Annotated in this window: 14 protein-coding genes; 5 read left to right on the plus strand and 9 right to left on the minus strand. The window is 43.1% G+C overall.

What is annotated here, in order from left to right; translation table 11 throughout:
• Positions 1–43 precede the first annotated feature (43 nt).
• The 3 genes from D5281_RS11625 to D5281_RS27185 all read left to right on the plus strand — a co-directional run bounded on the left by D5281_RS11625 (position 44) and on the right by D5281_RS27185 (position 1,881).
• Entirely contained in the window at positions 44–1,153 is a 1,110-nt protein-coding gene (locus D5281_RS11625; RefSeq protein ID WP_160560372.1) for an anaerobic sulfatase maturase, read from the plus strand.
• Between the two features lie 185 nt (positions 1,154–1,338).
• A complete protein-coding gene (locus D5281_RS25655) occupies positions 1,339–1,554 on the plus strand; it encodes a nucleotidyltransferase family protein (RefSeq protein ID WP_330584986.1) in 216 nt (71 codons plus the stop codon).
• A gap of 111 nt (positions 1,555–1,665) precedes the next feature.
• Positions 1,666–1,881, plus strand: coding sequence for a HepT-like ribonuclease domain-containing protein (locus tag D5281_RS27185; protein WP_277935319.1), 216 nt, complete (start codon positions 1,666–1,668; stop codon positions 1,879–1,881).
• A gap of 182 nt (positions 1,882–2,063) precedes the next feature.
• Here the strand turns inward: D5281_RS27185 and D5281_RS11640 are convergent, their stop codons facing one another.
• The 9 genes from D5281_RS11640 to D5281_RS11680 all read right to left on the minus strand — a co-directional run bounded on the left by D5281_RS11640 (position 2,064) and on the right by D5281_RS11680 (position 12,535).
• Complete coding sequence (locus D5281_RS11640; protein ID WP_160560373.1) at positions 2,064–2,465, minus strand: bacteriohemerythrin; 402 nt, start codon at positions 2,463–2,465, stop codon at positions 2,064–2,066.
• Positions 2,466–2,721: 256 nt separating this feature from the next.
• Positions 2,722–4,377, minus strand: a complete 1,656-nt coding sequence (locus D5281_RS11645) for a DUF5722 domain-containing protein (protein ID WP_160560374.1) — start codon at positions 4,375–4,377, stop codon at positions 2,722–2,724.
• Positions 4,378–4,600: 223 nt separating this feature from the next.
• Complete coding sequence (locus tag D5281_RS26565; protein ID WP_330584976.1) at positions 4,601–5,728, minus strand: Gfo/Idh/MocA family protein; 1,128 nt, start codon at positions 5,726–5,728, stop codon at positions 4,601–4,603.
• A 195-nt stretch (positions 5,729–5,923) separates the two neighbouring features.
• Positions 5,924–6,673 carry a hydroxypyruvate isomerase family protein gene (locus tag D5281_RS11655; RefSeq protein WP_160560375.1) on the minus strand — a complete coding sequence of 250 codons (750 nt, stop codon included), beginning with the start codon at positions 6,671–6,673 and terminating at the stop codon, positions 5,924–5,926.
• Positions 6,674–6,800: 127 nt separating this feature from the next.
• Positions 6,801–7,847: a zinc-dependent alcohol dehydrogenase gene (locus tag D5281_RS11660; RefSeq protein ID WP_277935320.1), complete on the minus strand. Its 1,047-nt coding sequence runs from the start codon at positions 7,845–7,847 to the stop codon at positions 6,801–6,803.
• Positions 7,848–8,064: 217 nt separating this feature from the next.
• Positions 8,065–9,495: an extracellular solute-binding protein gene (locus D5281_RS11665; protein WP_160560376.1), complete on the minus strand. Its 1,431-nt coding sequence runs from the start codon at positions 9,493–9,495 to the stop codon at positions 8,065–8,067.
• Between the two features lie 82 nt (positions 9,496–9,577).
• A complete protein-coding gene (locus D5281_RS11670; RefSeq protein ID WP_160560377.1) occupies positions 9,578–10,435 on the minus strand; it encodes a carbohydrate ABC transporter permease in 858 nt (285 codons plus the stop codon).
• A gap of 81 nt (positions 10,436–10,516) precedes the next feature.
• On the minus strand, positions 10,517–11,449 hold the full coding sequence (locus D5281_RS11675) for a carbohydrate ABC transporter permease (protein ID WP_160560378.1): 933 nt from the start codon (positions 11,447–11,449) through the stop codon (positions 10,517–10,519).
• 51 nt (positions 11,450–11,500) lie between these two features.
• Positions 11,501–12,535, minus strand: a complete 1,035-nt coding sequence (locus D5281_RS11680; protein ID WP_160560379.1) for a LacI family DNA-binding transcriptional regulator — start codon at positions 12,533–12,535, stop codon at positions 11,501–11,503.
• Between the two features lie 348 nt (positions 12,536–12,883).
• On the opposite strand from D5281_RS11680, the gene D5281_RS11685 reads away from it, so the two are divergent.
• Both D5281_RS11685 and D5281_RS11690 read left to right on the plus strand, forming a co-directional pair.
• Positions 12,884–13,660, plus strand: coding sequence for an AraC family transcriptional regulator (locus tag D5281_RS11685; protein ID WP_160560380.1), 777 nt, complete (start codon positions 12,884–12,886; stop codon positions 13,658–13,660).
• A gap of 132 nt (positions 13,661–13,792) precedes the next feature.
• Complete coding sequence (locus D5281_RS11690) at positions 13,793–14,755, plus strand: zinc-dependent alcohol dehydrogenase (protein WP_160560381.1); 963 nt, start codon at positions 13,793–13,795, stop codon at positions 14,753–14,755.
• Positions 14,756–14,816 lie beyond the last annotated feature (61 nt).

Below are 14,816 nucleotides of genomic sequence, written 5' to 3' on the forward strand. Positions count from 1 at the left end.
TGATTAAAAATTCCCCATTTATTATCAGAAAGGAGCCCTGGCCATGCCTGCAATCAGCGTACTGATAAAACCTGCGTCCAGTCTGTGCAATATGTCCTGCGACTATTGCTTTTATTGTGACGAAGCGGAAAAAAGAACACAAAAATCTTTCGGTTTTATGTCCCAGCAGACTTTAAAAAATGTAATCCGCAAAACAATGCTCCGGGCCGAAGGAATGATTAGTTATGCTTACCAGGGCGGAGAACCTACTTTGCGGGGACTGGATTTTTTTAAGCAGGCTGTTGCTTTTCAGAAGCAGTATAATAAACATCACATTGCAGTGCATAACGCGCTCCAGACAAACGGATATTTGCTTGACGATACATGGTGTGAATTTTTAAAGGAAAATCAGTTTTTGGTGGGGCTTTCTTTAGATGGGACGCCCCAAATCCACGATTCCCTGCGGCATGACCGAAAAACAGGCGGCGCAACCTCCAAAAGAGTCTTAAAGGCCGCCAGGTTAATGGATGATTATGGAGTGGATTATAATATACTGACCGTAGTAACCTCGGAGATTGCCGAAAACGTTGCGGATGTTTATTCTTACTACAGAGAAATGGGATGGCATTATCAACAATATATTGCCTGTCTCGACCCTTTAGAGGAAGAACATGCAAAAACCTCCCACGGCCTGACGCCGGAGCTTTACGGACAGTTTCTTATTGATTTATTTTATCTTTGGCTGCAGGATTTGAAAAAGGGAAAGCAGCCTTACATCCGACAGTTTGAAAACTGGGTCGGCTTATCCGCCGGGTATGGCGCGGAGGCCTGCGACCAGCGCGGAACCTGCGGTATCCAGAACGTGGTAGAGGCTGACGGCAGCGTATACCCTTGCGATTTTTATATGCTGGATGCATACCGGCTTGGGAATTTTAACGAAGACCAATTAGACGCCATTGATAACAGGAGAAAAGAAATCGGTTTTATTGAGCGCTCCCACAAGCTTGATGAAGCCTGCAAATCCTGCGGCTATTACAGGCTTTGCAGGGGCGGATGCCAGAGAAACCGCGACTTTGACGCCGCTACCGGACTTTATAAAAATTATTTTTGTGAAAGTTATAAAATGTTTTTTGAAAAGTATTATGACACACTCTTGCAGCTAAAGCGTATTTGAAAACTACTTTCCCAGGGATGTGCGTCACACTTTGTGGGAGATAAGACTCTATTGGGGATGATGACTGAGGGAACTTTATAATCATATTATAGCGATATTATAATTTAGAGGTAGCATTTTATGACAATAGAAATATTGAGAAATAAAATATTGACTATTGTAAATGAATTTCCGATAAAAAAATCATTCTTTTTGGTTCCAGAGCAAATGGTACAAATCATGAGGATAGTGATGTGGACTTAATGATAGAGTTTTTGATGCCGATTTCTTTGCTTACGTTGTCAATGATAAGATTACGGCTTGAAGAAATCTTAAATCTGGAAGTGGATATTATTCATGGCCCAATTATGGAAACGGATTTGATTGAGATTGGAAAGGTAGTGGAATTGTATGCTGCATAGAGACAAAATAGTTATTAATAAAGTAATTTCGGAAATAATTATTGGATGTGAAATATTAAGTACATTTACTCTGGAAGAATTTGTAAGTGACGAAAAACTGAAACGAGCAGTTTGTATGACGGTTATCAATATTGGAGAATTCATAAAAATGTCACAGAGGATACCAGAAAAGAATACCCTCAAATACCTTGGAGAGCGATAGCCGGAATGCGTGATATTGCGGCACATAAATACCAAACTTTGCGAATGGAAGATGTTTATTATACGGTGCATATTGATTTCCCTACATTAAAAGAGCAATTAAACAATTTAATTGAGATAAATTAATTTTTGCAAGTTTCTATTCGCTGTTGGAAGATGGTTATATTAAAGCTGAACGAATAAAACAGGTAAAGCAGATAAAAAAGTGGTAAAAAATGACTCCGGTAAATTCAATGTTCCACCGGAGTCACAAATTATAATACTGGATTTTAAAGTTAGCATATTTGATTGTTTATTATACATCCATCTTATGACTGATTTAAAAATGTACCCAGTTTCTTATCTTCTGTGCTGATATGTGATATCAGGAGACTGATATGTTTGTTCAATTTTCCCAATTCAGCAATGGTTGGACCGGATGCCGATATACGGGATGTAATCTCCTTCAGTGTCTGCTTATATTTTTCATGGAAGGCTCTGTGCGCCGTAAGCCCGGGATAGCTGCACCGTACCTGGAGTTGTTCTTCATGTGAGAAATGCTGGTTCACATAGCTATTTAAAAAATTGATGGTTTCGTCCATAGAAGCCCGCCCTTTCCCCTCACTGCAGGCTTCCAGCAATTTATTTACCGCCTGAATCAACTCTTGATGCTCTTTGTCTATCATTGCATTTCCTGTTTCCAGATTTTTAGTAAATTTATACCCAATCATTTGTATCCTCCTTCATTTTCGATATACATCGATAATATGATACTACGAAAACATACAGGATTCAAGATATGATACAATTTATTCCAGCTAACTTGTAACAGTTGTTACTTTTCATGGGTCAGGAATGCGCATTTACTGCGCATTCCATAAGAACAGATTTTGGTGTGAGAGGGGAGAATATCACCCCGAATGTTACTATGAGCGGCTCCACTTTTACCATTTCCCACTTGCCAGCTGCCTTTGTGCCGTATCACTGTTATTGCACCACACCGTTACCGCTTCTTGTCCACACAATATTCCGGCTAATCATTTCGTCTATGTCCATTCCAATAATTTCAGAAGCTCTTGCCTTTGCCGCTGCCTCGTTGGCTGTACCTAAATTTTTATAAATCTCGTAGGACGGCTTTTTGTTTCCGTTTAAGTCATACAGTCCAAGGGCAAGATGGCTTTCCATTTCCTCCGCCTCATCTGTCTGCCGGAACAGCATAAATGCGTCCACATCAGGCAGTGACGCTGCCTTCAGATAGCCGTAAGCAATAGAAGCCTCCTGATTCTCATCCCCGAAGCTGGAGGTATAGCCGATTTCGGCAATAGAAATGCTTCTCACCTCTCCGCCAGGGCTTAGAAACTTATTCTGGTGCATATAATCAATTAAAATATCTATATTCTGCATAGTAATATATGGTGTTGAAAGATTATCCTTCACCCAAACGGCCGGCCCGTTCCATGCATATGGATCGTACAGCGGGGAATTATACGGATGGTAAGATAAATTCCAGTCTATATTTCCCTCCCGGTTCATATAATAATTAAACTGGTCCAGGTATTCCTTTGCAAGAAAACTGCCAGGGTTTGACTTGCGGTTCCATTCCTGATCGATGGAATTATAAATCCGCACATTGGCATTCATGCTCTTTATCTCATTGTAAAGAATGCGGAAGGCCTTCACATAAATATTCACATTCAGATCAAGGGAAGTGGAGCTGGTATACCACCATGAAGTTCTGGCGTTTACTTCATTGCCCACAATCCAGTTATCCACCTGCCCGAAGCCAAACTGGCCGGAATAGCGCTGGCCCAGGAATGCACCGATTGCTTTTATATGATTGCAGCCCGCCTCATCAGCCACATTCAGAGCATAGCTGGGACAAGAAAAACCATCCTGGGCTAAAGGATGAATCAAATCCTGCCCATAAAGGCCCATACCGCCATTTAAAAGAACCAGGGTAACCTGAATCCCGTTACGGTTGAATCCTAAGAGCGTAGAATCATATCTGCCAATCAGGTCGCCGTCAAAATAATAGGTTTGACCATTATAGTCATATGCAATTGCGCCGGGCGCCGATGCACTCGAACAGATTTCATTGATATCCATGTTGTAAACTACCTGCTGGATGCCCAGGTCCTGAAGCTGGCCTGCACTGACTTTCGTGATATCCGGCAAAATTCCCTTGATTCCTTTATCCATGCGCGCGCTGCTGTAGGCCGCAAGGGCTTCCGGGTTGGTAATATAGTGCTCATCGCTTACCTGCTGCATCTGTCCGTTCTTTTTTACGGCAACTAAAAATTTACGGCTTAAATTTGATTTCTCCGTATTGTACTCCAATGGGAAACTGACGGAAACGGAGGTTCCCGCTTTCACTGATGCAACCACATCTCCTGCTATCCCATCTAAATAAACCTCATCCGCATAAATGTAGAATTTTCCGTCATCACTGGATGGAACGGAGGATGCGCTAATTTGGCATTCCACATCTGTCCCTGAAATAAGGCAGCTGTCAATTGCAACAGGCCTGCCTGCCGCCTTGACATACCGGGGATTTTCTCCCGCAACAGGGCCGCTGCCAAGGGCCAGCACCATTGCAAGGGCCGCCGCGATTATTGTCATAACTTTTTTTCTTCTGTTTCTCATGTTTCCTCCTGATTGTAAAAATTTATTTTTATCTAAATCACTATGCATTTTACTTGTTATGCCTCTATGCTTAATTTACCATGTTTTGAATTTTACAACAACCATATGTCACACTTTTTTTCTTTTCTATTTATTAATTTATTGTGAAACTTCCCATAATAAATCAGCCCGGGACTTTGCATTTACTGCAAAATCCCGGGCCCAACTTATCATGCTTTTAAAGTTATAACAATGCGCTTTCTTCTTTCGCCGCCCAAAATCCTTCTCCGATAAATCCCTCCGGCAAAGGCTTCGGCAGCTCAAATTTTGTTTCCATCACATATATTTTCTCTGAATCCGCACTGGTAAAAATCCCGTGTATGATTTCCAAAACATGCAGTGCCATCTCCATAGACGCCCTGTGCGGGCGGCCGTCTAATATGGACCATGCCATCTCCGCTGCCCCAAGTCCTCTGGACTGCTTTTGGAAACCATGGGTAAAAGGCAATATCACCGGTTGGTTTTGGGCCTTTTCAAGTACCACTTCCCCACAGAAAGTGTTTGGATCCCCCATGCGCAAAATCCCTTTGTCCCCATACAATTCCAGATGATAATTTTCGTTGATAATCGTTCCCGAATTTAGATGCAACGTGACTAACGCTTTATTTTCAAATTCCAAAATGGCGGTCACAATGTTATCTTCCTCTAAAGGGATTTCTTTTCCAAAAAAGGGACTCCCCACTCTTGTTACCTTGTGCGATGTCTCCGTCCGTGCCCCAAATGCGGATACCCGCTTTACGCTGCCTAAGATGCTGCACACTGCAGTCAGATAATACCCGCCCATGTCATACAAAACGGAACCGCCATTTTGGAATAAATGGGGAAGGTTTTCCCCAAACACACCATAATCTCTGGTAAGCGATAAAAGGCCGCTTAAAACATTCCCCATAAGTCCGTGCGCAACGGCATATCTTGCTGTCTGAATACCGCCTCCCAAAAAGGTGTCCGGTGCGGCTCCGAAACGGACCTGATGCTCTGTAGCCAGAACGCAAAGGTCTTTGCCTTCCTCGTAGGTAACTGCCATCATTTTTTCCGAGTAAACATGTTTTCCCTTTAAAATTGCCTGTTTGGAAAGAGCGTAATGTGCTTTTGGGCTTGTGAGATTGATAATCAGTTCTATACTGTCATCTTTTAAGATATCCTCATAATCCATCGCTTTTATGTGATAGCGCTGCGCCATCTCGTTCATCCTGCCCTCGTCCAAATCTGCACAGGCCGTCAGTTCTATAACAGAAAAATTTTCTCTAAATGACTGCATATATACATCACTGATGACACCGCACCCTACTATTGCTGTCTTTATTCTCCTCACACTAATCCTCCATTCTTACCAGCAACCCGCAAACTTGGACGCAAGCACAAATTTACTGCTTGAAGAATCTCCGATTTTTCAAGCTGACCTCCATGATTCCGCTTTGCAAAATCTCAAATCAGTATGAAAAATGCCCTGCCAGTGCTTCGCAGCCTCTTTCGTCCTGACAATTGTCGGTTGCAAAATCTCTGCTTTTCAGCATGTTATCTTCTTTGCATATGCCAATCCCTTTGCCGGATCATCCTCAGGGAAATATTCAAGTCCGATACATCCCTCATACCCTGTCTCCTTGATAGCTGCAAATACTTTCTCGTAATCAATTTCCGATTGGTAAAGCTCATGTCTGCCAGGATTTCCCGCAGCATGAAAATGTCCGATATAGGGAATATATTCTTTGATTCTGCGAATCAAATCTCCCTCCATGATCTGTTGATGGTAGATATCATACAGCATCTTCACATATGGGCTGCCCACCTCCTTCATAATCTTTGCCCCCTCGTCCGAGCTGTACAAATAATAGCCCCCATGGTCTACTCTGGTATTCAGCGGTTCCACCACCAGCGTAATATCGCTTTCTTCCAGATAAGGTGCACAGGCCTTCAATCCCTCCACCATGCTCTTATGCTGTTCTTTTCTGTCAATGGGCATCTCCTGTCCGGTCTGGGAAATCAAAACCCTGCAGCCTAAGCGCTTTGCCACGGCAATGGTTTTCTTTAAGGATTCTATGTACTTATCTCTTTCTTCTTTATCCACCAAGCTGATAAATCCTGTGCAGAAAGCGGCAATCTTCATCCCTTCTTTATGAAGCTTTTCCAATCGTTCTATATCTTTGTCTTCCCAGGTCCAAAATTCTATGGTATCAAGTCCTGCCTCTTTTACTTTTTGCACTGCCTCCTCTATGGGCTTTCCCATATAAACGGCATCAATGCAAACTGACAATTTCATCCTGTCACCTCCATACTATGATCGATACTCTATTTCTTTTTTCTATTCCCTTTGCACTTTCTTCTTTGTTCCGGTCAAGTGCTTTACTGTTACCAATGTAATATCCTTAATACCGCTTTTGTTTGTTCTAATAAGTAATGACTGCCTGGATAATCTTTTCAGGCTCTTTGTCAATGGTGTAATAAGCCCTGGGGATATCATCATATCTAAATTCCGTAAACAGATTGTCTGTCTTAAGCTTTTCCAAAAGATTTAAGCACGTCTCCACCCTTCTTGGATAATCCCAAAGATTGGAGAACACCGGATCCATTGCCCCTGTCTGTGACTGCTTTATGCCGATTCTGTTATGATGAAATTCCTCTGACAAATCCACATTGGAAAGGGCGCCCTGATACCATGCAAGCGCGGTAATGGTGGTTTCAGGCGCTGCGATTCTGATTGCCTCGTTTAACGCCCTTCCATTTCCCGAAGCTTCAATCACCTTATCCGCTCCCCTGTTATGGGTTCTTTTCCGAACTTCCATAGCCACATCGCATGCGGAAGGGTCAAAGACCTCATCGCAGCCGTTTTCCAAAGCCGCGTTTCTTCTTTTTTCTAACACGTCAATGCCGTAAACCTTATGGGCTCCGCTCATCTTTGCCATTTGCACAAGGAGCTGTCCAAGCACTCCAAGGCCGCTGACTACCACCGTATCTCCCAAGTTGATATGCATGTCCATGATGCCGTTATATGCGGTAATCAAATTGGTAAACAGCACGCCTTTCTTAGCCGGGATACTTTTAGGAAGTACCACCGCGTCTTTGGCGGCAATCACATTTTCTTCCTGATGGGGCGCGCTGCAGACAACAATATCTCCCACCTTTACGCCTTCCACCTGACTGCCTGCTTCAACCACTTCTCCTACGGACGCATATCCCATATACCATACGCCCGCATCGCAGCTTTTTACCGGATATTCCCACACCTCATTTTCCGCAGCGGGAACAAACAGTCTGGTAACCGGATCCTGCTTTTTTCTGAAAAACGGTGCAAGCCCTCTGTATACATTCATCTCCGTGCCATGACTTACACCTGAATAAATAGATTTTAAACGAATCTGTTCCTCATTCATAGAGAGCTGCGGCACCTCAATTACCTTTAATGCTCTCGGCCCCTCATACATAATCGCTTTCATTTAATAGTACCTGCCTTCCTTTCATTTTTTATACCCTTATGCCCCTGTATACAACAGGCAAAGCCTATTGTCATGTATTGCAAGCTTTACTTGCGATACTGCTGCCAATAAAGATTTTGAAAGTTTACTTCCAAATTTCTCATCTCCCAGGCAATTGCGAAACCCGTAGCCCAACCGTATATTCTTTTCGCAATTGCCCGGCTTAATTTCATACTATTTAGTAACCAATTGCTTCCATTTTTTCCAGGCATTCGGCGATTGCCGTGTCTATATCCTGACCGTCTACTACCTTAGCACACATGTTGGGGATTGGTCCGTCCGGCCATGCGTCTAACTGACTCCATGTGGTAAGAGGCATATCCCCTGACTGTGAGTTCATAGCAGTCTCTGAAAATGCTTTTAACCATTCATCCTCTGTAAAATAGGAATCCTGCATTACCTTTACATTGGAATTCAGAATATTAAGCTGCTGGCTCATATACAGCTGTACTTCTTCGCTGCAGAAATACTTCACCCATTCCTTTGCAGCTTCCGGATTTTGTGTTGTTTTGAATATACCAATCGGCGCTGAGAAGGCGATAGCATTTTTTTCCGTTCCCGTTGCCGTAGGCAGTGGCGCAGATGCTACCTTTCCATCCATCTGAGGCGCTGCGTTTATGACATCATTTTTGTTTTCTCCTGTTGCTCCAAAAATCATAGATACGTTTCCGCCCATAAACTCAGTTAACGCACTGTAAGAAGCATCCAGACTGTTGTTACAGATATTGTACTTATTGATACAGTCTGTTAAAAATTGCAATGATTTTTTTCCTGCTTCACTGTTAAAAGTAAATTCCGTAAAATCTTCATTCATCATTGTGCCGCCGCACTGTGCCAGCATAGAAAACCATGCCTGATCATAACGTCCCATATCAGAATTCCAGGCTAATCCTGCGTGCGTAATATTTCCATTTGCATCTGTCTCGGTCAGTTTCTGCGCAACTTCAATCAACTCATCCCATGTTTCAGGTGCTTTTGTAATACCCGCGTTTTCAAAATCTTCTGTGTTGTAGAGCAGTACACGGGTATCAAAACGCCATGGAACCCCATACCAGTCTCCATCTACGCATGCTTCATCTTTTCCTGCTGCCAGCCATGTGCTTTCTCCGCCCATATCTTCTATTACATCATTGATTACCATAAGACCTGCATCTTCCGAGCTCATCAGCGCAAAAGATTTCGTAAAGAAAATATCTCCCACATCCGGCGCCTCACCGCCGGTGCATGCCAGTGTCAGCTTCTGATTGGCACTGCTCCAGTCATTGATTGCATAGTTTACGGTGATACCTGTTTTTTCCTTGAAATCTGCGGTAACCTTATCTAAAGCCGCTCTTTGAATGGATGGGTCAGATCCATAGGACTGCATCCAGAATGTCAATTCCACGCCATCATAAGGTTTCTCGCCTTCTCCTGCGGTATCCTCCGCACTATTTGTTCCTGCATCCGCTTCAGTTCCTGTAGAGTCCTGTGAACCGGTATCGGCATCCGCGCTTTGCCCCGCATTCGTATTTGCCGCAGAACCCGAACCATCTGATTTACCACAGCCTGACAATAAACTTGCCGCAAGCGCCACTGCCATACCCCATGCTACTAATTTCTTGTGTTTCATCCTTTTTCCTCCTCCTTTTTGAGATTCTTTTTTTAACATAAGGACAGTTTGCAGAGCGTACTGTCCATTGTTGACATAACACTTATCCTTTCACAGCGCCTGCTGCCAGGCCGCTGATTAAGTACTTCTGTAAAAAGCCAAAAATAATCATTGCCGGCAAGGTAATGAAGATTCCCGCAGTCATCGTAAGTGCCATCTTCGTATTCGCCCCATATTGTCCAATGAAATCATAAATTCCCACGGAGACCGGTTTTAGCTTGTCACCGCTTAGCAGAATACTTGCCCACATGTATTCATTCCATGCCAGAATAAAGGCAAAAATTGCTGTGGAAATAATACCTGGAATGGAAATGGGAAGACAGATATCAAAAAATGTTCTAAACTGGGAGCATCCGTCCACTCTTGCACTTTCCTCAATTTCCTTTGGTATGGCCGCATCAAAATATCCTTTAATCATCAGCGTACAAAAAGGCACTGCCCACACCACATATGCGATAATAAGTCCCTGATAGGTATTGTTCATTTTCAGGTTAAACATAATAAAGTAAAGACTGATCATTGTCACAATTCCCGGTATCAGCTGGGTACAAAGCATCAGGATAAGGGCCCCCTTTTGGGCTCTGCGCCGGATAAAACGGCTGATACTGTATCCGCATAGGGTTGCAAATACTACGCTCACAATGGTAACCACCGCTGACACAATCAGGGAATTTTTCATATAGGTTCCAAGCGGAAGAAAGTTCCATACCTTCCCAAAATTTGATAAATCTATCCGGGACGGCAGTAACGTTGCAGGAGATATCATAACTTCCTCCGTAGGCTTTACTGCCGTAACAATCATCCAATAATACGGCAGTAATACAAAAATACTCACCACCAGCAGCCCCAAATAATGTTTTACAATTTCAATCACTTTTTTTATCTTTTTTGTTTTTTTCATCCTAACCCCCATGATTCTACTCTGCGAAACGGCCTCTGCTGCGAGCAGCCAGATATCCTTCTCACACTAACCTTCATGTTGCTACTGGAGTTCTTTTACGGAAGACCTCACATAAAGCACTGCCGGAATTGCAGCCACCAGCATCATAATCACACTGACTGCCGAGGCATAACCGTATCTGAAATTCGTGAAGGCCTGCTGATATACCTCCACTGCCAGCAATTTCGTTCTGCCAAGAGGTCCGCCGCTTGTCACCATATAGCTGATATTAAAATTATTAAACTGCCAGATCAGCTCAAGCAGAATAGACACTGCAATGACCGGGCGTATGCATGGCACCGTTATTTTCCAAAATTGTTTTATCTTTCCGGCTCCGTCCATTGTCGCCGCCTCGTACAGTTCGGCAGGAACTGTCTGTAATCCCGCAATAAACATCACCATTAAAAAAGGAAAGATAGACCACACATTAATGATGACCAACATAAGTAATGGTACTGATAAAAATCCTAAAAACACATCGGTACTGTTCAAGAAACTAATGGGTGTCTTAATCCATCCCAGCCTCAATAATATGGAATTAATCGGACTGAAATTTTCACTGAACAAAATTCTCCAGGTAAAAGAAGCAACCAGCGGAGGTGTCACCCAGGGCGTTAAGAACATTGCCCGGAAAAATCCTTTTCCAGGCAAAGGTTTAATCAGCTTGACCGCCACATACATTGCCAGAGCTACGCCAAGTATCAAGGACACAATTGCAAAGAACAGGGTGTTGCATATGTAAAGCCACAGCTCAGTTTTCCCAAACGCCTCCGCATAATTTGCCAATCCTATAAAGGGTTCTTTCCTGCTTAACAAGGATTTATCAAAAAAAGACATTCCCACCGTTCTAAGGGTAGGATATACGGACACGATCATGACTGCTAAAACCGCCGGGAGCAGCATGATAAAGGGCGTATGCCTGTCCCAAAATCCGCCTTCTCTGCCCACATCCTTCCCTTTCCCGCTTCTTTCCATAAGTTGTTACCTCCTTTTCATCATTCTTATATCATCGTGTATCACTCTTTTTCATGGGCAAATTCTTTTAATCGAATTGCGTTCCACAAAAACAGGACTGATTTTTATTGTCTTAACAAATTGCGCCGGATTGTTTATTTTACTGATCAATGTCTCCACTGCCGCTTCTCCGATTTCCTCCACCGGCAGCTGCAAAGTGGATAGGGGCGGTGATAAAAACTGTGCAATTGTATCATCATAGCCCACAATGGAAATATCCTCCGGTATGTTTATACTTAATTCCATAAGGGCCCGGTATACACCGGCTGCCAATATGTCGGATGCTACCAAAATTGCCGTAGGACGCTGACTTTCCCCGCAGCTTTCCAATATCCTTTTGGTTTCCCGATATCCGTCTTCCACCGAATATTCGTCTACAAAATAAGAATGTTCTTTGGCATAGTCATGATTGATTCCTTTCATCGCCTGCTGATACCCATAGTACCTCTCATTTTCCACCGCGGAATTTTGTTTCACTCCCAAAAAGGCAATCTGCTTATGTCCGGCGTTATATAGTTTTTTTGTGGCAATGTAGCTGCCTTCCTCATTGTCTATCAAAATCTTCTCTATTCCGTATACGTCCGCCGGCCTCTCAATCATTACAACGGGTATGGATACTCCCATCAAGATTCGTTCAATGTCATTTATCATTTCTTTACAATCCCCCGAATTAATGATGATTCCGTCCACCCCATAAAGACATACGTCCGAAATGATATCTTTCAGCGCCTGTACATTTCCAGCCTCCTGGACATAAGAAATGGTCCGATATCCTTTCTCAAAACTTTTCTTCTCAATACTTACTGCCATTTTTGTAAAAAATATATTTTCATCTGAGTCCTGGTGTATATGTCCAATCAGATTTGACCGTCCTCCTCGCAAAAATCTTGCCTGCTGGTTGGGAATATAATCCATTCTCTCCAATACCGCATCAAGTCTTTTCTTCTTTTCCGCCGATACGTAACCGCTCTTATTCACATACCGTGTCACGCAGGAAACTGAAACGCCGGCTTCTTCTGCAATCATTTTTAGTGTGACTTTTTTCATATTTCTCCTGCAACTTTTTTCATATTTTTTTCTGACATATTACCAGTTGTATCCAATTATTTTCAGAATTATTCAACAATCCTTCTTTATTTGTGCTTACACATTACCACATGCCAACCTCGTTGGCAATATATTTTTAGTTATTTTGTACATTTTCGTTGTTTTATACTATGATAACGTTGTCACATTTTTACAATATTCCCAAAGCAATTATTCTAATTATCTTGTTTTTTGGAATTATATATGGTATTATCACAATAATGATATAGAATGGAATTGCAAGACGATAATATCATCAAATTATTCCAGGAAACTTTATTGCACACTACCGGGAAAAGAGGAATGCTTATGGCGCTGTACTCCCTTGGAACTTCTCACGCTTCGCTGAAACATTGCGAACTGCACTCTCATGATTCATGGGAAATTGTTTTAAATGTAAAAGGAACGGGAACTGCTTTGATTGGCGGAAAAAATTACGCTTTTTGCCCGGGCACAATTATGTGCATTCCCCCGGGACTGACCCATATGAAAACAAGCGAACATGGTTTCTATGATATTTACTTTCACACAGATACCATATTTTTTGCCATGATCTCCTCCTCTCATTCCAAACCTTTTCCTCTTATTTTGCAGGATGACGCCGAACAAAGCTTTCAGGCCCTTTTATCCATCATGTTAAGGCTTCATTACCAGAGGCCCGGGCACGAAGCGGTCATATTGTCTTTGCACAATGCCGCTCTGCAGCTTTTAAACTTATGGGCGTCCCGGGATTTGGCGGATCCGGTCATTGAATATATTCAGACCAGACTTATTTCCGCCTTCACGGACCCAGAAATCAATATCACATCTATTTTATTGGAAAGTGGCTATTCGAAAGATTACATACGCCGAAAATTTTGCAGGGAATTAGGCGTTACCCCGAATGCATATGTGACCAATCTGCGCATCAACTATGCCAAACAATTGCTCTCTCAGAAAAAAGTTTTAAAGCTTACCATCGCCGATGTAAGCGGCATGTGCGGATACTATGATGCCGGATACTTCTCCCGGCTCTTCCGCAGGCAGACTGGCATTTCCCCGCAAAATTATCCGCCCAACGACAATAGCCTTTTGGAACGGTTATAAAGGAAAGCGTTTTTGTCCATATGATTCCCGTTATTGTTCTTTCTATACGTCTGTCTCTTTTATAAAATTGTGTGAAAACAGGACGTTCGGTTTGTTTTATCCAATAACCGTTAACAGGATAGGAGGGATCATATGGTGAGAACAAAAACAACAGTATTGACACAGCCAGGGAAATTTGAAATCCAGGAAAGGGATATCTCCCCAAAACCTGACGAAGTGCTCGTCCGTGTTGAAGTGTGCGGACTATGTAACTGGGAACTGAATCATTTTAAAGGATTGATTGGCAATTTCCCCATGACGCTGGGGCATGAATGGGCCGGAATAATCGTGGAAATCGGTTCTAACGTAAGCCGGCTAAAGATTGGCGACCCGGTAACTGTTCTGCCGGACCGTCTGGAAGGTTTTTCCCAATATGCTGCCGTTAAAGAGGAATATTGTTTCCGGTTAAAAGATGGTATTGATATAAAAAAAGCTTTCTTGGAGCCGCTAAAGTGTGTCACTACCGTGCTAAACTGCGCTAACCCCACGGCCGGAGATTACGGGGTGATCGTGGGATGCGGACCTATGGGCCTATGGTGCACCCAGGCCTTAAAGGGGCAGCTCCTGGCAGGGCTCATTGCAATAGATGTGGATGATGAAAAATTAGCACTTGCAAAAAAGATGGGCGCCTGCGCCGTCATCAACAGCAGCAGCGAAGATGCCCCCAGACGGCTCAAAGAGCTTACGGACGGACATATGGCTGATTTTGTCATTGAAGGAACAGGACTGCCAGCCCTTATGGAAACCTGCGCAGATTATATCAAGAGCGGCCCTGCCCGTTTATGTATCATGAGTTATTACGAAGCAGGTATGAAAGACTTTGATTTCAGGAAGTTTTTAGACAAGGGAACCACTATTTTTACCCCCCATCCGGTATCGGACGCGCTGCCCCTTGACACCGCCAGACGCACCGCGGCGCTAATCAACAACGGTACCTATCACATGGAGGATATCATATCCCATACTTTTGGTCTTGATGAAATACAGAAAGCGTTTGAGACTTTAAGCCATAAACCCAAAGGGTTCATCAAGGGTGTTGTGTATCCAAACGATTGACAAATTAGGAAGCAATACTTTTTTATCTCTATAAAACCCCTGACAGCTCCACCGGCTGCAG

This window comes from Parablautia muri, from assembly GCF_009917485.1.
Lineage (GTDB): Bacteria > Bacillota > Clostridia > Lachnospirales > Lachnospiraceae > Suilimivivens > Suilimivivens muri.

What these genes read in the sequence shown, in the direction of transcription:
- D5281_RS11665 (WP_160560376.1), bottom strand. Translation starts at nt 9,495, where the DNA reads ATGAAACACAAGAAATTAGTAGCATGGGGTATGGCAGTGGCGCTTGCG.
- D5281_RS11640 (WP_160560373.1), bottom strand. Translation starts at nt 2,465, where the DNA reads ATGATTGGGTATAAATTTACTAAAAATCTGGAAACAGGAAATGCAATG.
- D5281_RS11680 (WP_160560379.1), bottom strand. Translation starts at nt 12,535, where the DNA reads ATGAAAAAAGTCACACTAAAAATGATTGCAGAAGAAGCCGGCGTTTCA.
- D5281_RS11675 (WP_160560378.1), bottom strand. Translation starts at nt 11,449, where the DNA reads ATGGAAAGAAGCGGGAAAGGGAAGGATGTGGGCAGAGAAGGCGGATTT.
- D5281_RS11685 (WP_160560380.1), top strand. Translation starts at nt 12,884, where the DNA reads ATGGCGCTGTACTCCCTTGGAACTTCTCACGCTTCGCTGAAACATTGC.
- D5281_RS11690 (WP_160560381.1), top strand. Translation starts at nt 13,793, where the DNA reads ATGGTGAGAACAAAAACAACAGTATTGACACAGCCAGGGAAATTTGAA.
- D5281_RS11670 (WP_160560377.1), bottom strand. Translation starts at nt 10,435, where the DNA reads ATGAAAAAAACAAAAAAGATAAAAAAAGTGATTGAAATTGTAAAACAT.
- D5281_RS11625 (WP_160560372.1), top strand. Translation starts at nt 44, where the DNA reads ATGCCTGCAATCAGCGTACTGATAAAACCTGCGTCCAGTCTGTGCAAT.
- D5281_RS11655 (WP_160560375.1), bottom strand. Translation starts at nt 6,673, where the DNA reads ATGAAATTGTCAGTTTGCATTGATGCCGTTTATATGGGAAAGCCCATA.
- D5281_RS11660 (WP_277935320.1), bottom strand. Translation starts at nt 7,847, where the DNA reads ATGAAAGCGATTATGTATGAGGGGCCGAGAGCATTAAAGGTAATTGAG.
- D5281_RS11645 (WP_160560374.1), bottom strand. Translation starts at nt 4,377, where the DNA reads ATGAGAAACAGAAGAAAAAAAGTTATGACAATAATCGCGGCGGCCCTT.